General features: G+C 70.9%; 17 protein-coding genes. 12 read left to right on the top strand and 5 right to left on the bottom strand.

The features are described 5' to 3' along the window. On the bottom strand, positions 1 to 628 hold a 628-nt coding region (locus BFN01_RS04015; RefSeq protein WP_177243796.1), incomplete at its 3' end, for an alcohol dehydrogenase catalytic domain-containing protein. A gap of 62 nt (positions 629 to 690) precedes the next feature. Between BFN01_RS04015 and BFN01_RS04010 the strand changes: the two genes are divergently transcribed. Both BFN01_RS04010 and BFN01_RS04005 read left to right on the top strand, forming a co-directional pair. Then, positions 691 to 1,059, top strand: a complete 369-nt coding sequence (locus BFN01_RS04010) for a YidH family protein (RefSeq protein ID WP_071641806.1) — start codon at positions 691 to 693, stop codon at positions 1,057 to 1,059. Beyond that, positions 1,056 to 1,433 carry a DUF202 domain-containing protein gene (locus tag BFN01_RS04005; protein WP_071641804.1) on the top strand — a complete coding sequence of 126 codons (378 nt, stop codon included), beginning with the start codon at positions 1,056 to 1,058 and terminating at the stop codon, positions 1,431 to 1,433. The genes BFN01_RS04010 and BFN01_RS04005 overlap by 4 nt, the downstream gene beginning before the upstream one ends. Before the next feature lie 9 nt (positions 1,434 to 1,442). On the opposite strand, the gene BFN01_RS04000 is transcribed toward BFN01_RS04005, so the two are convergent. After that, on the bottom strand, positions 1,443 to 2,396 hold the full coding sequence (locus BFN01_RS04000; protein WP_371260983.1) for a formylglycine-generating enzyme family protein: 954 nt from the start codon (positions 2,394 to 2,396) through the stop codon (positions 1,443 to 1,445). A 167-nt stretch (positions 2,397 to 2,563) separates the two neighbouring features. On the opposite strand from BFN01_RS04000, the gene BFN01_RS03995 reads away from it, so the two are divergent. The 9 genes from BFN01_RS03995 (at position 2,564) to BFN01_RS03955 (ending at position 11,711) form a co-directional block, all read left to right on the top strand. Beyond that, positions 2,564 to 4,231: an MDR family MFS transporter gene (locus BFN01_RS03995; RefSeq protein ID WP_071641800.1), complete on the top strand. Its 1,668-nt coding sequence runs from the start codon at positions 2,564 to 2,566 to the stop codon at positions 4,229 to 4,231. Between the two features lies 1 nt (position 4,232). Beyond that, on the top strand, positions 4,233 to 4,670 hold the full coding sequence (locus BFN01_RS03990; protein ID WP_071641798.1) for a MarR family winged helix-turn-helix transcriptional regulator: 438 nt from the start codon (positions 4,233 to 4,235) through the stop codon (positions 4,668 to 4,670). Positions 4,671 to 4,936: 266 nt separating this feature from the next. Continuing rightward, positions 4,937 to 5,410 (top strand): MarR family winged helix-turn-helix transcriptional regulator, encoded by a 474-nt coding sequence (locus tag BFN01_RS03985; protein ID WP_071641795.1) that lies wholly within the window; start codon positions 4,937 to 4,939, stop codon positions 5,408 to 5,410. A 111-nt stretch (positions 5,411 to 5,521) separates the two neighbouring features. Next, entirely contained in the window at positions 5,522 to 6,676 is a 1,155-nt protein-coding gene (locus BFN01_RS03980; RefSeq protein ID WP_071641793.1) for a Gfo/Idh/MocA family protein, read from the top strand. Further along, the gene (locus tag BFN01_RS03975; RefSeq protein ID WP_071641791.1) at positions 6,673 to 7,866 is read left to right on the top strand and encodes a dihydrodipicolinate synthase family protein; all 1,194 of its coding nucleotides are present in this window, start codon (positions 6,673 to 6,675) and stop codon (positions 7,864 to 7,866) included. Before BFN01_RS03980 ends, BFN01_RS03975 begins: the two co-directional genes overlap by 4 nt. Further along, the gene (locus BFN01_RS03970) at positions 7,863 to 8,726 is read left to right on the top strand and encodes a sugar phosphate isomerase/epimerase (RefSeq protein WP_143187144.1); all 864 of its coding nucleotides are present in this window, start codon (positions 7,863 to 7,865) and stop codon (positions 8,724 to 8,726) included. Before BFN01_RS03975 ends, BFN01_RS03970 begins: the two co-directional genes overlap by 4 nt. Before the next feature lie 22 nt (positions 8,727 to 8,748). Further along, positions 8,749 to 9,549 carry a sugar phosphate isomerase/epimerase gene (locus BFN01_RS03965; protein ID WP_071641828.1) on the top strand — a complete coding sequence of 267 codons (801 nt, stop codon included), beginning with the start codon at positions 8,749 to 8,751 and terminating at the stop codon, positions 9,547 to 9,549. A gap of 9 nt (positions 9,550 to 9,558) precedes the next feature. After that, the gene (locus tag BFN01_RS03960) at positions 9,559 to 10,584 is read left to right on the top strand and encodes a LacI family DNA-binding transcriptional regulator (protein ID WP_071641789.1); all 1,026 of its coding nucleotides are present in this window, start codon (positions 9,559 to 9,561) and stop codon (positions 10,582 to 10,584) included. Continuing rightward, positions 10,581 to 11,711, top strand: coding sequence for a glycerate kinase (locus BFN01_RS03955; protein WP_071641787.1), 1,131 nt, complete (start codon positions 10,581 to 10,583; stop codon positions 11,709 to 11,711). Before BFN01_RS03960 ends, BFN01_RS03955 begins: the two co-directional genes overlap by 4 nt. A gap of 46 nt (positions 11,712 to 11,757) precedes the next feature. Here BFN01_RS03955 and pgm read toward each other — a convergent pair whose 3' ends face one another. Further along, entirely contained in the window at positions 11,758 to 13,401 is a 1,644-nt protein-coding gene (pgm, locus tag BFN01_RS03950; protein WP_071641785.1) for a phosphoglucomutase (alpha-D-glucose-1,6-bisphosphate-dependent), read from the bottom strand. Between the two features lie 124 nt (positions 13,402 to 13,525). Here pgm and pheA point away from each other — a divergent pair, with 124 nt between their 5' ends. Beyond that, on the top strand, positions 13,526 to 14,467 hold the full coding sequence (gene pheA / locus BFN01_RS03945) for a prephenate dehydratase (protein ID WP_143187143.1): 942 nt from the start codon (positions 13,526 to 13,528) through the stop codon (positions 14,465 to 14,467). A 395-nt stretch (positions 14,468 to 14,862) separates the two neighbouring features. On the opposite strand, the gene BFN01_RS15115 is transcribed toward pheA, so the two are convergent. Continuing rightward, positions 14,863 to 15,903, bottom strand: a complete 1,041-nt coding sequence (locus tag BFN01_RS15115) for an endonuclease domain-containing protein (protein ID WP_177243795.1) — start codon at positions 15,901 to 15,903, stop codon at positions 14,863 to 14,865. Positions 15,904 to 16,010: 107 nt separating this feature from the next. Continuing rightward, positions 16,011 to 17,054 (bottom strand): LLM class flavin-dependent oxidoreductase, encoded by a 1,044-nt coding sequence (locus BFN01_RS03935; protein ID WP_177243794.1) that lies wholly within the window; start codon positions 17,052 to 17,054, stop codon positions 16,011 to 16,013. Between the last annotated feature and the right edge of the window lie 8 nt (positions 17,055 to 17,062).

The following is a 17,062-nucleotide window of genomic DNA, read 5'->3' as shown; positions in this document are numbered from 1 at the left end:
CGCCGAAGCGACGGGCGAGCGCCTGGCGGTCGGCGTGCCGCGACATCGCGATGATGCGCTCGGCCCCCAGCTGCGACGCCGCGAGGACGCCGAGCAGCCCGACCGCCCCGTCGCCGACCACGGCGACCGTCTTGCCGGGCCCGGCCTCGGCTGCGACGGCCGCGAACCACCCGGTGCCGAGCACGTCGGAGGCGGCGAGCAGGCTGCGGCGCCGTTCGGGGGTGATGTCGCCCGTGACCTTCACGAGCGTCCCGTCCGCCCAGGGGATCCGGGCGTACTCGGCCTGCGTGCCGATCGATCCCATCCCGACGACGTGGATGCATCGCGACTGGTACCCCGCCCGGCAGATCTCGCAGGTGTTGTCGGATGCCATGAACGAGCCGACCACGAAGTCTCCGACCCGGATGTCGCGGACCTCCGACCCGACCTGCTCGACGACGCCGATGTACTCGTGGCCCATCCGCGACGGCCGCTTCACCGGCGAGATGCCGCGATACGGCCACAGGTCGGAGCCGCAGATGCAGGCCGCGTCGACGCGGATGATCGCGTCGGTCGGCTCCACGAGCTCGGGGGTCGGGACATCCTCGACCCGGACGTCGCCGGGTCCGTGCATGATGACTGCGCGCATGAGTCTACTCCATCACTCCGACGGGCGGATTGCGAGAGGCTCGACGCCGGTATCCTGAACGGGTGAGCGAGCATCCCGATCGTCGTTTCCCGCGTTCGGTGTTCCGGCAGGGCAGCGAGCCGGACGTGCGCTTCTCGCTCGCGAACGAGCGCACCTTCCTCGCCTGGACGCGCACGGCGCTCGCCCTGATCGCGGGTGGCGTGGCGCTCGAGGCGCTCGCGCTCGACATGTACGCCCCGCTGCGCCTGGCCGCCTCCCTCGTGCTCATCATCACGGGCATCCTGCTGCCGATCATCGCCTGGGTGGAGTGGTCGCGGGTCGAGCGCGCCATGCGGCTGGGTCGGCCCCTGCCGCACCCTCCCACGGGAATCGTGCTCGCACTGGCCGTGGTCGCCTCGGGCGTGCTCGTGCTGCTCGCCGTGCTGCGATGAGCGGCCGCGCCGGAGGGCCGGCGACCGCACCCTCGTGGCCGGGTCCCTTCGACGCCGGCCTGCAGCTCGAGCGCACGTCGCTGTCGTGGCGCCGCACCGCACTGTCGCTCGCGGTCGGCTCGCTCGTCTCGCTGCGGCTGCTTCCGCTGTGGCTGGGCGGCGCGCAGTGGGTGCTGCCGGGAATGGCGGGTCTGCTGGCGGCATCCCTGCTCTGGCGGGTGTCGCGCCGACGGCATCGCGCATTCATGGCGGACGTCGAGCAGGATCGCCCTCCGCGTGCGGTCGGTGCAGGGGCGCTGCTCGTGCTCGCCGCCGGGGTGGCGGCGGCGGGGATGCTGGGACTGGCGGCCGTGCTGATCGTGTCGATCCGGTAGCGGCGCCCGCTACCGGCCGACCGTGCGGAACCCGGCGTTGCCCATCGACGAGTCGGGGGTGTTCTGCGACCGTGCCGAGTTGCGGTATCGGTTGCAGTACGACGAGTGACACAAGTAGCTGCCGCCGCGCAGCACGCGCGACTGCCCGCGTTCCGGCCCGGTCGGAGCGTGCGACGGCGAGACGCGGTAGTACCCGGGCGAGAACCAGTCCGACGCCCACTCCCACACGTTGCCGACCATCTGCCACAGTCCGTAGCCGTTGGGTTCGAACGAGCGCACCGGCGCGGTGGTCAGGAAGCCGTCCTCGAGCGTGTTGGTGCGCGGGAACTCGCCCTGCCAGATGTTCGTGCGCCAGCCGCCGTCGTCGACCTCGTCATCGCCCCACGGGTACTTCCGCTGCTCGAGACCGCCGCGCGCCGCGTACTCCCACTCGGCCTCGGTGGGCAGTCGGCGCCCCGCCCATTCGCAATAGGCCTGAGCGTCGTTCCAGCTGATGTGCACCACCGGGTGATCGCCCAGTCCGTCGATGCTCGAGTGCTGTCCGCCGGGATGCCGCCAGTCGGCGCCGCGCACACCGATCCACCACGGGGTCTGCGGCGGCCGGCCCAGCACGTCGGCCTCGTCGGCCGCGAGGGCGAGATGGAACACGGCCGAGAAGCCGAACTCCTCGGCCTCGGTGCGGTATCCGGTGTCGTCGACGAAGCGCGCGAAGTCGTCGTTGGTCACGCTCGTGGCATCCATCGAGAATGCGTCGAGGCTCACCCGGTGCAGCGGCACCTCGCCGTCGGCCGCGTTGCGGTCGCCAGACGAGTCGCCCATGACGAATGACCCTGCCGGGACGACCACCTGCGGCACGGCGTGCTGCGAGGAGCCTGCTGTCGGGGAGGCGCCGGGGCGCAGCGAGACGGTCGCGAAAGCCGATCGAGACGGCGTGCCGCAGCCGCACGAGCATTCAGCATCCACAGCGCATCCTTCCGGCGGGCGTCCGGCGGGGCGGATGCCGCGAGACGAGCCTATCCGGGCCGTCGGGCGGGTTCCGCGGAATAGTTGATGTCCAGCAATAGTTGATGACTGTCAACGATTAGTGATACGGTTGAGAAAGATCAACCATCTTCCAGGAGCCGCACCTTTTGACCTCTCTTTCCTCCCCTCCCTCTTCGACCGCCCGCTCGGCGCGTGAGGTGTTCACCGCCATCTCCGGCCTCATCGTCGGCATGTTCGTCGCCGTGCTCTCGGGCACCGTCGTCTCGACATCGCTGCCGGTCATCATCGCCGACCTGGGTGGCACGCAGGCCCAGTACACCTGGGTGATCACCGCCAGCCTGCTGGCGACGGCCGTCTCCACCCCGATCTGGGGCAAGCTCGCCGATCTGCTCGACCGCAAGGTGCTCGTGCAGGTGTCACTCGTGCTGTTCACCCTCGGCACGGTGATCGCGGGCTTCTCGACCGACACGAACATGCTCATCGCCGTGCGCGTCGTGCAGGGGATCGGCGTGGGCGGGCTGATGTCGCTGGTGATGGTCGCCGTCGCCCTGATCATCTCGCCGCGCGAGCGCGGCAAGTACATGGGTGTGGTCGGCGGCATCATGGCCTTCGCCACGATCGGCGGCCCGCTGCTGGGCGGATTCATCACCGACGTGTGGGGGTGGCGCGCGAACTTCTTCGTCGGCGTGCCGTTCGCCGTGCTCGCGCTCGTGCTGCTGCAGCTCACCCTGCACCTACCCAAGCCGCAGAATGCGAAGGTCTCGATCGACTACCTCGGCATCGTGCTGCTCGCCGTCGGCGTCTCGGCGCTGCTGATCTGGGTCTCGATGGGCGGCTCGCAGTTCGACTGGGACTCCTCGACCAGCTACGCGCTCGGCATCGGAGCCGCGGTCGTGATCCTCGCCTTCGTCGCGGTCGAGTTCGTCGTCGCCGAGCCGATCGTGCCGATGACGCTGTTCAAGAACCGCACCTTCACGCTCTCGGTGATCGCCTCGATCGCGATCGGCGTCTCGATGTTCGCCACCTCGGTGTTCCTCGCGCAGTACTTCCAGCTCGCCCGCGGCGCCACCCCGACGGAGTCGGGCCTGATGACCATCCCGATGATCGTCGGCCAGATGGGCGCGTCGATCATCATCGGCCAGCTCGTGAGCCGCTTCGGCAAGTGGAAGGGCTGGATGATGCTGGGCTCGGTGCTCGCCCTCGTCGGCGTGTCTCTGATGTCCACGCTGCGCTGGGACACCCCGTTCCCCCTGGTTGCGATCTACATGTTCGTGCTGGGCGCGGGGCTCGGCATGGTGATGCAGAACCTCACCCTCATCGTGCAGAACGACACCCCGGCACGTCAGCTGGGCGCCGCGTCGTCGGGCGTCAACTTCTTCCGCACCATCGCGGGAACCATCGGCGTGACCATCATGGGCTCCATCCTCGCCACCAACGTCGGCGCGTACATCAAGGACGACCTCGCGACGTTCGTGCCGAAGTCGCCGGAGGAGGTGAGCGCTCTGACGTCGCTCGGCTCGGGCGACGTGCCCGACATGTCGAGCCTGCCGGAGAGCATCCGCCGCGTGGTCGAGTCTGCCTACGGACTGGGCATCGCCGACGCGTTCATCGTCGCCGTGCCGCTGGCCGTGATCGGCGTGATCGCGATCGCGTTCATCCGCAACAAGCCGCTGTCGACGAAGAACTCGGCCGAGCAGCTGCGCGAGCAGGCCGAAGGGTCGGCGATCGAGGTCGCCGAGGCCGAGGTGGGCGGGTCGACCGGCAGCATCCGCGTGGTCGCGAACGACGGCCGCGTGCCGGAGCAGGTGCGCTGAGGTGCAGACGCAGAGCGTCGACGAGGCACTCGCCGACTTCCAGGGGCAGCTGAACCTCATCTTCTCGCGGGCGAAGACCCTCTGGCGCGAGTCCGCGGCGCGGATGCACCCCGACCTGCAGCCCTCCGGATACAAGCTGCTGTCGTACATCGCCCGCACGGGCGGCGCGAACGCCCACCAGCTCGCCGAGCTGTTCGAGATGGACAAGTCGATGGTGAGTCGTCAGATCCGGATGCTGGAGGACTTCGGGCTGCTCGAGTCCCGCCCGGACGAGCGCGACGGCAGGCTGCGGGCGCTCACCGCCACCGCCGCGGCGCAGGAGACGCTCGCCCAGCTGCGGGTGGAGAACGCCGAGCGGATGCGGGCCGTGCTCGCCGAGCTGACGCCGGAAGAGGTGCAGGCCGCGTCGAAGGCGTTCCGCCTGCTCGCGGAGGTCTGAGCCCCGGGGGCGTCGCCCCCCCCGATCGCGTGCGGGGTCGGTTGTGCACGATTTCGGCGCTGGATGCGTACGCAAGTGACCTCGCACCGCTGCTCTCGGGCGCGGGCGCGGGCGCGGTCGCGCGCCCGGCGCGGCGGCAACCGGATGCGGGGTCAGCTGTGCACGGTTTCGGCCGCGGATGCGTACCGAACTGACCTTGCACGGCGATCGCACGGCGATCGCACGGCGATCGCGGGCCCGAAACGGCCGCGGTTTAGGCTGGCGAGGTGAGCGATGCCCCCCACGATGCGCCCGTCCCCGACGACACCCTCGACGGCGCGGCGCTCGACGATGCCGTGCACCGCGTCGAGCGGGAGCTCGGCCGGCTGTTCGCGCGGATCCGCGTGGGGTGGCGCGACGCGGCGGCGACCGTGCATCCGGAGCTGCAGCCGTTGGGCTACCAGGTGCTCGTGTCGATCGTGAACGGCCACGGCAGCGCCGGCGAGATCATCGATCGCCTGCAGACCGACAAGTCGGCGGTGAGCCGCCAGGTGAGTCGGCTCACCGAGCTCGGGCTGGTCGAGAGCATCCGGGATGCCGATGATCGGCGCGCCCGTCGTCTGGTCGCCACGCCCCTGGCCGTCGATCGCGTCACCGCGGCGCGCGCGGCGTACGAGAGCCGCCTCGCCGAGCGCCTGCGGCGCTGGTCGGCCGAGGATCTCGACCACTTCGCGGACCTGCTCGACGACCTCGCGGAATGACCGGGCTTGCGGTGGGCGACGGAAGGTGCTTTTATATCGGAAAGCGTTTACCCATCACTTCCCGACGGGACTCCCTCCCACCGGGCACAGACCTCGACAGAACGGACCACCATGACCGACGTGCGTGAGATCGGCATCATCATGAACGGCGTCTCCGGACGCATGGGCTACCGGCAGCACCTCGTGCGCTCGATCCTCGCGATCCGCGATCAGGGCGGCGTCGAGCTGCCCGACGGCTCGAAGGTCACGGTCAGGCCGATGCTCGTCGGGCGCAGCGAGGCGAAGCTCGCCGAGCTCGCCGCCAAGCACGGCATCGACGACTACACGACCGACCTCGACGCCGCGCTCGCCGACCCGAAGTGGGAGATCTACGCCGACTTCCTGGTGACCAAGGCGCGCGCCACCGCGATCCGCAAGGCCATCGCCGCCGGCAAGGCGATCTACACCGAGAAGCCCACCGCCGAGTCGCTGGAAGAGGCCCTCGAGCTGGCGAAGCTCGCGCAGGATGCCGGCGTCAAGACCGGGGTCGTGCACGACAAGCTCTACCTGCCCGGGCTGCAGAAGCTCAAGCGCCTGATCGACTCGGGCTTCTTCGGCCGCATCCTCTCGGTGCGCGGCGAGTTCGGCTACTGGGTGTTCGAGGGCGACTGGCAGCCGGCGCAGCGCCCCAGCTGGAACTACCGCACCGAAGACGGCGGCGGCATCATCACCGACATGTTCCCGCACTGGAACTACGTGCTCGAGAACCTCTTCGGTGAGGTGAAGAGCGTCTACGCCCAGGCGGCCGTGCACATCGCCGACCGCTGGGACGAGAAGGGCGAGCACTACACCGCCACCGCCGAAGACGCCGCGTACGGCATCTTCGAGATCGAGGGCGGCGTGATCGCCGAGATCAACTCCTCGTGGACCGTGCGCGTGAACCGCGACGAGCTGGTCGAGTTCCAGGTCGACGGCACGCACGGCTCGGCCGTGGTCGGCCTGTTCGGCTGCAAGATCCAGCCGCGCAACGCCACCCCGAAGCCGGTCTGGAACCCCGACCTCGAAGACACCCACGACTACGACGGCGACTGGCAGAACGTGCCGACGAACGACGTCTTCCTCAACGGCTTCCGCCAGCAGTGGGAGGAGTATCTCACCTCGTACGTGCTCGGCACCGACTACCCGTTCGACCTGCTCGCGGGCGCCCGCGGGGTGCAGTTCGCCGAGGCCGGCCTGACCTCGAGCGCCGAGGGCCGCAAGGTCGCCATCGAGAGGCTGTCGCTGTGACGACGCTTCGCCTGCTCTCGGCATCCGGAGATCTCTCCGATGCCACGCTCAACGACTCGGGCGCGTACGCGCGCCCGACCTCGCCGCTGCGCTCGCGCGTGGCCTACGCCGCGGCGCACGTCGTGCCGCGGCCGCACGCCGACAACACCCCCGGCCAGCCCGCCGACATCGACTGGGATGCGACACTCGCGTTCCGCCGCAACGTCTATTCGTGGGGGCTGGGGGTGGCGGATGCCATGGACACCGCCCAGCGCAACATGGGCCTCGATGCCGCGGCGACGCGCGAGCTGATCGCCCGCAGCGCCGAGGTGGCGCGCGAGGAGGGCGGGTCGGTCGTGGTCGGGGTCAACACCGATCACGTCGCCGAGACGCACATCTCGCTGGATGCCGTCATCGACGCGTACGTGTCGCAGCTCGAGTTCACCGAGGAGCAGGGGGCGGGGCCGGTGCTGATGGCATCCCGCCACCTCGCCCGCGTCGCCGAATCGCCCGACGACTACCGCCGTGTCTACCGCGCGGTGCTCGAACGGGCGACCACGCCGGTGGTGCTGCACTGGCTGGGCCCGGCGTTCGACCCCGAGCTGGAGGGCTACTTCACGTCGACCTCGCTCAGTACGGGCGGCGGGAGCGACTGGCAGGCGGCGGCGGAGGTGCTGCTCGAGATCATCGGGGAGAACCCGTCGAAGATCGCCGGTGTCAAGATGAGCCTGCTCAACGCCGAGAGTGAGATCTCGGTGCGTGAGCGCCTTCCCGAAGGTGTGCGCATGTTCACCGGCGACGACTTCAACTACGTGTCGCTGATCGGCGACTCGCAGGTCGGGCGACGGTCGTACTCCGACGCGCTGCTGGGTGCGTTCGCCGCCATCACCCCGGTCGCCTCGGCGGCGATCCAGGCGCTCGACGCCGACGACCACGAGGCGTACCGGCGCATCCTCGGTCCGACCGAAGAGCTCAGCCGCCAGGTGTTCGCCGCGCCGACGTTCTACTACAAGACCGGCGTCGCGTTCCTGTCGTGGCTGAACGGGCACCAGCCCGCGTTCCAGATGGTGGGCGGTCTGCACTCCGCGCGCAGCCTGCCGCATCTGTCGCGCATCGTCGAGCTGGCCAACGCGTCGCTCGCGCTCGAGAACCCCGAGCTCGCGCGCGAGCGCTGGCACGGCATGCTGAAGCTGAACGGACTGGACGCGTGATCACTCCCGACCCCCGCCTGTCGATCAACCAGGCGACCATCAAGTACGCCGATCTCGCCACGGCTCTGCGGGTGACCGCCGACGCGGGCGTGCAGTCGATCGGACTGTGGCGCGAGCCGGTGAACGAGGTCGGCCTCGACACCGCGGCGACGATGCTCGCCGACTCGGGGCTGCGCTTCTCGACCCACTGCCGAGGAGGGTTCTTCACCCTCCCGGCCGGGCCCGCGCGCGACGCCGCGCTCGACGACAACCGACGAGCGATCGACGAGACCGCGGCCCTCGCCGCCGCGGGCGCCGAGGGATCGACGGCCGTCCTCGTGCTGGTCGCCGGCGGCCTGCCCGAGGGGTCGCGCGACCTGAACGGCGCGCGCGAGCGGGTTCGGGATGCCCTGGGCGTGCTCGCCCCGTACGCGCAGAGCGCCGGGGTCACCCTGGCGATCGAGCCCCTGCATCCGATGTTCGGCTCGGACCGCTGCGTGGTGACCACGCTCGGCCAGGCGCTGGACATCGCCTCCGACTTCGACGCCGCGACGGTCGGCGCTGCGGTCGACACCTTCCACATCTGGTGGGATCCGCAGGTGCACGAGCAGATCGCCCGTGCGGGCCGCGAGGGCCGCATCTCGACGTACCAGGTGTGCGATTGGAAGACGCCGTTCCCCGCCGACGTGCTGCTGTCGCGGCACTACATGGGCGACGGGGTCATCGACTTCGCCTCGCTCACCCGAGCGGTCGTCGAGACAGGCTACGACCGCGACATCGAGGTGGAGATCTTCAACGCCGACATCTGGTCGGACGCGCCGGAGAAGGTCGTCGCGCGCACGGCCGAGGCATTCGCGGCGACGGTGTCGCCGTACCTGTGATGTGCTGGTGCGGGAGGCGCACATGATCAGAGCGGGACTGTGCTCGGTGACGTTTCGGCAGCTGGCCGCGGAGGAGGTGGCCGCGCGGGCCGCGGCGGCCGGGCTCGAGGTGATCGAGTGGGGCGGCGACGTGCACGTGCCGCCGGGAGATGTCGAGCGCGCCGCGGAGGTCGCGGCGGCGACGACGGATGCTGGCCTTGCGGTGTGCTCGTACGGCTCGTACTTCCGCGCCGGAGCAGACGAGCCGCTCACGCCGATCCTCGACAGCGCGACCGCGCTGGCCGCGGACCGCGTGCGCATCTGGGCCGGCCGCACGGGTTCGGCCGATGCGAGCCCCGAGCAGTACGCGCAGGTCGTCTCGCGGCTGCGGGATGCCGTCGCCGAGGCGTCCGAGCGGCGCGTCGCCCTGGCGCTGGAGTTCCACCGGCGCACGCTCGCCGACACCCCGGCGGCGACGCTGCGACTACTGGCGGACGTGCCTGGGCTCTCGACGTACTGGCAGCCCACCGTGGACGCCCCCGACGATGTCGCCCTGCACGAGTTCGCGCAGATCGCCGAGCACACCAGCGCCGTGCACGTGTTCTCGTGGTGGCCGTTCGACACGAGGCTGCACCTCAGCGCGCGCGAGAGCCTCTGGCATCCGCTCTTCGTCGCGGCGTCGGCGCAGCCGGTGCCGCCGCGCGACGCGCTGCTCGAGTTCGTCGTCGACGACGACCCGGCGCTGCTGGCAGCGGAGGCGGCGACTCTGCTCGACCTCCTCGATCGCGACGCCGCGTCCGAGTCGCCCCGCCCTGAGCCGGGTCGGGATGCCGGCAATCGGTAGGCTGTGGCCATGACCGCCGACGCCGCGTCCGCGCGCACCTCGCCGCCCACGCTGCACGACGTGGCACGCACGGCGGGGGTCTCGCTCGCCACCGCATCCCGGGTGCTGAACGGCTCTGAGCGCAAGGTCGCCGAGTCGTTCCGAGAGCGCGTCGAGAAGGCGGCCGAAGAGCTCGGCTACACGGCGAACGCCTCGGCGCAGGCCACGGCGAGGGGCACATCGGCGGCCATCGCGCTGCTCGTCGCCGACATCGCCGACCCCTACTTCGGGCTGATCGCCTCGGGCGTGGCCCGCGGCGCCGACGAGGAGGGGCTGATCGTCACCATCGCGATCACCGAGCGCGACCCGCAGCGGGAGACGAAGATCCTGCGTGCGCTGCGCGGGCAGCGTCCGCGTGGCGTGATCCTCGCCGCCTCGCGGGGCAACGACGGTGAAGACGACACGCACGGCGAACTCTCCGCATTCTCCGGTCTGGGCGGGCGCACCGTCACGTTCGGCCCCGGCGGCGACCGCAGCATCCGCATCGACAACCGCGGCGGCGCCGAGCGCCTGGGCCGCGCGATGGCGGCCCTCGGCTACCGCCGCGCGATCGCGATCGGCGCCACGGAGCGCGTGCGCACATCCGATGACCGACTGGCCGGCTTCACCGCCGGGTTCGGCGCCGAGGGCGGCGTCATCGAACGCACCTATCGCGGCACGTTCGAGCGCGAGTCCGGGGCCGCGTCCATGAGGCAGGCGCTCGCCGACGGCGTCGACCCCGGCACCCTCGTCTTCGCGCTCAGCGACGTGATCGCCATCGGCGCCATGACCGCCATCCGCGAGGGCGGGCGACGCGTGGGCGCGGACATCGCGGTCTGCGGATTCGACGACGTGCCCGTCAGCCGCGACGTCACCCCGCGGCTGAGCACCGTGCGGGTGCCGCTGATCGAGCTCGGGTATCAGGCGTTCCGGGCGACCGTCGACGACGAGTGGCACCCGCCCACGGCCGATCTCGATGTGATCGTGCGCGAGAGCACGCCCGGAGTCGACCGGTGACGCGCATCGTCTTCGCCCCCGACAGCTTCAAGGGCACGATCGCCGCCGCCGACGCGGCGCGGGTCCTCGCGGAAGCATGGGCGTCGGTCGATCCTGGCGTCTCGCCGGTGCTGCGCCCGATGGCCGACGGGGGAGAGGGCACCGTCGCGGCCTTCGCCGCCGCAGTGCCGGGAGCGCGCCGGATGCCGATCACCGTCGACGGCCCCGCCGGGCATCCCGTCGATACCGCGTGGCTGCTGCTGCCGGCCTCCGACGATGCGCCCGACGGCACCGCCGTGATCGACATGGCCTCGACATCGGGCATCGAGCTTCTCGACGAGCTGCGCCCGTGGGATGCTGATTCGCGCGGCTTCGGCCAGGCCATCGCCGCGGCTCTCGACCACGGCGTCTCTCGTCTCGTGCTCGGCATCGGCTCGAGCGCATCGACCGACGGCGGCACGGGCATGCTGCGCGCGCTCGGCGCGCGGTTCCTCGACGCGCGCGGAGCGGAGACGGCGCCCGGCGCCCGTGGGCTGGGCGATATCGTCTCGGCTGATCTGAGCGGGCTCCGCCCGGCTCCCGAGGTGCCGGTGCTCACCGACGTCACCAACCCGCTCACCGGCGCCCGCGGCGCCGCGGCGGTGTTCGGCCCGCAGAAGGGGCTGACCGATCCCTCGGATCAGCAGCAGACGGATGCCGCACTCGAGCGCCTCGCCCGACTGCTCGCCCTCGATCCGGCCGTGCCCGGTTCCGGCGCGGCGGGCGGTGTCGGGGCGGCGCTGATCGCCTGGGGTGGCACGCTGCTGCCCGGAGCGGCCGAGGTGGCGCACCTGATCGGACTCGCCGATGCCATCGCCGCCGCCGATGCGGTCGTGACCGGTGAGGGTGCCTACGACGGGCAGTCCGGCGACGGCAAGGTGCCGTCGTTCGTGGCATCCCTCGCCGCCGCCTCCGGCGTCGACGCGGTGCTCGTGGCCGGTCGGATAGCGCCGGATGCCGATCTCGCGCCGTTCACGGCATCCGCCTCGCTCACCGAGGTGGCCGGCTCGTCGGCATCCGCGCTGGCGGACACGCACCGGTGGCTGCACGAGGCCGGTCGCCGGCTTGCGCTCGCGGTGCGCGGCTCCGGGTCGGCATCCGGCTCCTGACCTCGCTCAGCGGGCGACCGCGCAGAGCCGCCGACGGCGCTCGCGCTCAGCCCCCGAGGGCGGCGGACACGACGACCCGCGCCTCCTCCTGCACCTGCGCGAGGTGCTCCGGACCCTTGAGGCTCTCGGCGTATAGCTTGTAGACGTCCTCCGTGCCCGACGGACGCGCGGCGAACCACGCGTGCTCGGTCTGCACCTTCAGCCCGCCGATCGCCGCGCCGTTGCCCGGTGCGTGCGACAGCTTCGCGGTGATGGGCTCGCCGGCCAGATCGGTCGCGGTCACGGCATCCGGAGCCAACCTGCCCAGCGCCGCCTTCTGCTCGGGCGTCGCCGGGGCGTCCACCCGCTGGTACGCCGACGAGCCGAAGGCCTGCTCGAGCTCGCGGTAGCGCTCCGACGGCGTCTTGCCGGTCACGGCGATGATCTCGGCGGCGAGCAGGCAGAGCAGGATGCCGTCCTTGTCGGTCGACCAGACCGTGCCGTCCTTGCGCAGGAACGACGCACCGGCCGACTCCTCCCCGCCGAACGCGACCGAGCCGTCGAGCAGACCCGGCACGAACCACTTGAATCCGACCGGCACCTCGAGCAGGCGGCGGCCGAGCGACTCGGCGACGCGGTCGATGATCATCGACGACACGAGCGTCTTGCCGATCGCCGCGTCGCGAGGCCACTCGGTGCGGTGCGAGAACAGGTAGTCGATCGCGACGGCGAGGTAGTGGTTCGGGTTCATCAGCCCCGCATCCGGGGTGACGATGCCGTGCCGGTCGGCGTCGGCGTCGTTGCCGGTGAGCACGTCGTAGTCGTCTCGCTTGGCGACGAGGGATGCCATGGCGCTCGGCGACGACGGATCCATCCGGATCTTCTCGTCCCAATCGAGGGTCATGAAGCGCCAGGTCGGATCGACCTCGGGGTTCACGACCGTCAGGTCGATGCCGTGCATCTCTTTGATGAGCTGCCAGTACTCGACCGATGCCCCGCCCATGGGGTCGGCGCCGATGCGCACGCCCGCGCGCGTGATCGCGTCGATGTCGATGATCGAGGGCAGGTCGCGCACATACGCGTCACGGAAGTCGTATTGGCCGATCGAGTCGTCGTCGATGTCGGCATCCGGAATCCGCTCGACGCCCTCCAGGCCCGCCTCGATCAGCGCGTTCGCCCGCTGCGCGATCCACGACGTGGCGTCGGTGTCGGCCGGGCCGCCGTGCGGCGGGTTGTACTTGAACCCGCCGTCGCGGGGCGGGTTGTGGCTCGGAGTGATGACGATGCCGTCGGCGCGGTCGGGGGCGCCCGACGCACGACCGCGGTTGTGGGTGAGGATCGCGTGGCTGAGCGCGGGGGTGGGTACCCACGAGTCGCGGGAGTCCACGCGCACGTCGACGCCGTTGCCGATCAGCACCTCGATCGCGGTGCGCTCGGCCGGCAGCGACAGGGCGTGGGTGTCGCGGCCGAGGAACAGCGGGCCCGTGATGCCCTGCTCGCGCCGGTAGTCGACGATGGCCTGGGTCGTGGCGACGATGTGCTGCTCGTTGAAGCTGGTGCTGAGAGACGAGCCGCGGTGCCCGCTCGTGCCGAACGCGACGCGCTGAGCCGGGTCGGACGGATCGGGGATGCGGTCGTAGTAGGCGGCGATCAACTCGTCGACGTCGATCAGATCCTTTTCCTCCGCGGGGAGGCCAGCTCGGCTCGTCATGGGGATAGTCTGCCCCTCCTCGGGGCGCTCGCGCACCTCAGCCGGTGACGGATGTCGTCACAGGCGCGTTCGTGGTAGTGAAACGGCTCGAAGGGCCGCCGAGCCGCGGGGCTAGGCTGACGTGGTGACCGAACGCCGCACCTACAGCTACCTGGGCCCCGCAGGCACCTTCACCGAGGCAGCGCTCGATCAGGTGCCCGAGGCCAGGGGCCACGACTGGAAGCCCGTGCACAACGTCGGCGAGGCGCTCGCCGACGTGCTCGAGGGACGCAGCCACGCGGCGATGATCGCGATCGAGAACTCCGTCGAGGGCGGGGTGTCGACCACGCTCGACGCGCTCGCCACGCTGCCGGGGCTGCGCATCATCGGCGAGTACCTGGTGAAGGTGAACTTCGTGCTGGTCGGCAAGCCGGGCGTGCGGCTGGAGGACGTCGAGGTCATCGCCGCGCATCCCGTCGCCTACGCGCAGTGCCACAGCTGGCTGGGCGAGCATCTGCCGAGGCACGCTCATGTTCCGGCGGCCAGCAATGTGGCATCCATCCTGGGTGTGCTCGACGGCTCGTCGCCGGCCCAGGCCGCCATCGCCGCGCCCGGCATCGTGCAGCACCACGACGTCGAGGTGCTCGCCGAGCAGATCGGCGACAACGACAACGCCGTGACGCGCTTCGTGCTCGTGTCGAGGCCGACCCCGCCGGGCGAGCCGACCGGAGCCGACAAGACCTCGCTGATCGTCGAGCTCCCCGACGACCGCCCCGGCGCGCTGCTCGACATGCTCGAGCAGTTCTCGACCCGCGGCATCAACCTGTCGCTGCTGCAGTCGCGTCCTGTCGGCGATGCCCTCGGCCGGTACCGGTTCGTGGTGGATGCCGACGGTCACGCGTACGACGAGCGCATGGCCGACGCGCTGCTCGGCATCCGGCGGTTCAGCCCCCGCGTCGTCTTCCTCGGCTCGTACCCGCGCGCTGACCGCCGGATCGTGCACTACCCCGAGCGATACGCCGACGGCGTGTTCGTCGAGGCCCGCGACTGGCTGCGCGCGCTGCTGCACGGCGAACCCGAGGCGTAGCCCGCGGGCCCCTGCTCGCCGGGGTACGGGGTCATCCGCTCGCGTGCGGGCCCGCGCCGCCGGCGTGCGGGGTCGATTGTGCACGCAGATCCGCCCGGAAGTGTACGTATCTGACCCCGCAGCGGCGCGCCGGCCCTTCGCGGCGCGTGGTCCGCCGCGGCGCGCCGGCCCTTCGCGGCGCGTGGTCCGCCGCGGCGCCCGGTCCACCCGTGTGCCGGGTCAGTTGTGTACGCGGATCTGCCCGAAAGCGTACGTTACTGACCCCGCAGGCGGACATGGGTGCGTCGGCGTGCGCACACGACCCGCTCCGCTCGTGTGCGGGGTCAGTTGTGCACGCGGATCTGGCCGAAAGCGTACGAGACTGACCTCGCAAGGGATGGGACCCGCCGGGCGGGTCAGGCCGAGCGGGATGCTATGGCGCCGCGGATTCGTCTGATCAGCGCGTCGGCATCGTTGAGGTCGTCCTGGGTGAGGCGGATCACGATCCAGCCGAGCGCTTCCAGCTCTCGCTGACGCCGGATGTCTCGCCGCCACTGCTCGGCACTCGTACGATGCCCATCGCCTTCATACTCGATCGCGATCTTCAGTTCGGGGTACGCGAGATCGGTGCGCGCGACGAGCATGAGGCCGTTCAGAACTCTGTACTGAACCACCGGCTCTGGCAGCCCGCACGTCCGCATGAGCAGTCGGGTCTCGGTCTCCTTCGGCGATTCGACGTCGTAGGAGGCGAGTGCCAGAGCCTCGCGGATCGTGCCACATCCCGGAAAGCGGTTCCAGACATTGAGGCGCTCCGCAATGTCGTCGATCGTCACGTGCGGACGGCTCAGGCGGAGCCCCGGATAGTTCGTCGCGGTGGTGAGGATCGAGTCGATCAGGGTCACCGCTTCGAGCTTGGTGAGCCCTTTCGCGCAGGAGAAGAGCGTCGCGACAGGATCGAGTACAGGCACATCGTCGATCCGATGGAGGGTGAGCCGCTCCGGGGCAAGACGACGCCCGGTGACACCGGCAGTGCGCGGGCGGGAACCGCTTGTGGGCACGAACACATGGAGTGTCTCGTCCTTCTCCCACGTCGAAGGCACAGGCATCCGCCAGATGCGCGCCGCCGTCCTACCGCCGAAGCGCTGATCCGCAGCAAGACGCGGAGCGTAGGCCGTCACTCGGTCGTCGAACGTCTCGGGTTCCGTCGTGACTCGGATGCCGCGATACGGCCGGGCGAGGTCCGGAGCGTCCCGGCGCCGCCGCGGGACGCCCGCGCCGGACGCCTCTTTGACGGTGAACCGCTCACCGAGTGTTGGGGGAAGAGGCGTCCTGGCTCGCATCTCTCCATGGTCGACCTGCGACCGACCGCGGACCCGTGCATGGCCCAGCTGCTGTGGGCAACGTTCGGATCCGCGCAATCTGTGGACAAGCAAGGCGCCATCGTGCGCGGTGACCACAGGAGTCATCGTGGGCGCCGACCCGCGCCTCCGCGGGTCACAAACGTACGGTTCCGTCCCCGAAAACGTACGCAACTGACCCCGCACCCCGTGAAGGGCGGCGCGGCCTACGCCACCAGCAGGTCGAGGGTCTGCGCGCGCCCGGTGGCCGCATCGAGCGGCTCGCCGTCGTAGGCGCCGGCGACCGGCGACACCATGATCTCGTCGACGCCGTGCTGCGCGGCGAATGCGGCCAGAGACGACCGAACCTCGGCACCCTCGCCGATCAGCCAGCGCTGACGCATCGCGTCGATGAGGGTCTGCTCCTGGGCATCCGGATGCTCAGCCGCGCCGCGCTGCGCCTCGTCGACCGTCTCGAGCGGCCTCATCGGCTTGTTGCCGCGCAAGCGCGCCATCGCGCGCAGCTGCGGCAGGGCGCGGGCCTCCGCTTCCTCCGCCGACGGCGCGGCGACCACGTTCGCGGTGAGAAAGGTGAGCGGCGCGTCGAGCGTCTCGGACGGGCGGAACTGCGAGCGGTACAGGTCGAGGGCGCGCTCCAGGCCGACTCCCGCGAAGTGGTTCGCGAACACGTACGGCAGCCCCTGCGCGGCGGCGAGCTGGGCGGAGTAGTCGCTCGAGCCCAGCAGCCAGATCGTGGGGGATCCGGATGCCGCGGGCGTCGCCTTCACGCCGTATTCGCCGCCGCTGGTGAAGCGCACCGTCGCGCCGTCGGACTGCACCATCGCGGCGATGTCCTGCACGTGCGCGGGGAAGCGGTCGACGTCTCCGGTCGTGCCCGACTGGCGCAGCAGATGCGTGATCACCGGGTCGCTGCCCGGTGCCCGGCCGATGCCGAGGTCGATGCGTCCCGGTGCGAGCGCCTCGAGGGCGGCGAACTGCTCGGCCACGATCAGGGGCGCGTGGTTGGGCAGCATGACGCCGCCCGAGCCGACGCGGATCCGCTGCGTGCGCGCGGCCGCGGCGGCGATCAGGACCGGCGGTGTGGTCGATGCCACCGACGGCATGTTGTGGTGCTCGGCGAACCAGTACCGGGTGAGCCCGAGCGCATCGGCGTGCTGGGCGAGCTGCATCGACGACGCGATGGCCTGCGCGCTGGTCTGGCCGGTGCGGACGGGAACGAGATCGAGGACGGAGAGCGCGGGAGTAGTCATCGTCAGAG

This window comes from Microbacterium sp. AR7-10, from assembly GCF_001878835.1.
In the GTDB taxonomy this organism is placed as follows: Bacteria; Actinomycetota; Actinomycetes; order Actinomycetales; family Microbacteriaceae; genus Microbacterium; species Microbacterium commune.
The sequence above is the reverse complement of the archived record's forward strand: the minus strand, read 5'-3'. Positions and strand labels throughout refer to the sequence as shown.

Coding starts and splice junctions, on each gene's coding strand:
- BFN01_RS04005 (WP_071641804.1), top strand. CDS start 1,056: ATGAGCGGCCGCGCCGGAGGGCCGGCGACCGCACCCTCGTGGCCGGGT.
- BFN01_RS03980 (WP_071641793.1), top strand. CDS start 5,522: ATGACCGACGTGCGTGAGATCGGCATCATCATGAACGGCGTCTCCGGA.
- BFN01_RS03965 (WP_071641828.1), top strand. CDS start 8,749: ATGATCAGAGCGGGACTGTGCTCGGTGACGTTTCGGCAGCTGGCCGCG.
- BFN01_RS03960 (WP_071641789.1), top strand. CDS start 9,559: ATGACCGCCGACGCCGCGTCCGCGCGCACCTCGCCGCCCACGCTGCAC.
- pgm (WP_071641785.1), bottom strand. CDS start 13,401: ATGACGAGCCGAGCTGGCCTCCCCGCGGAGGAAAAGGATCTGATCGAC.
- BFN01_RS03935 (WP_177243794.1), bottom strand. CDS start 17,054: ATGACTACTCCCGCGCTCTCCGTCCTCGATCTCGTTCCCGTCCGCACC.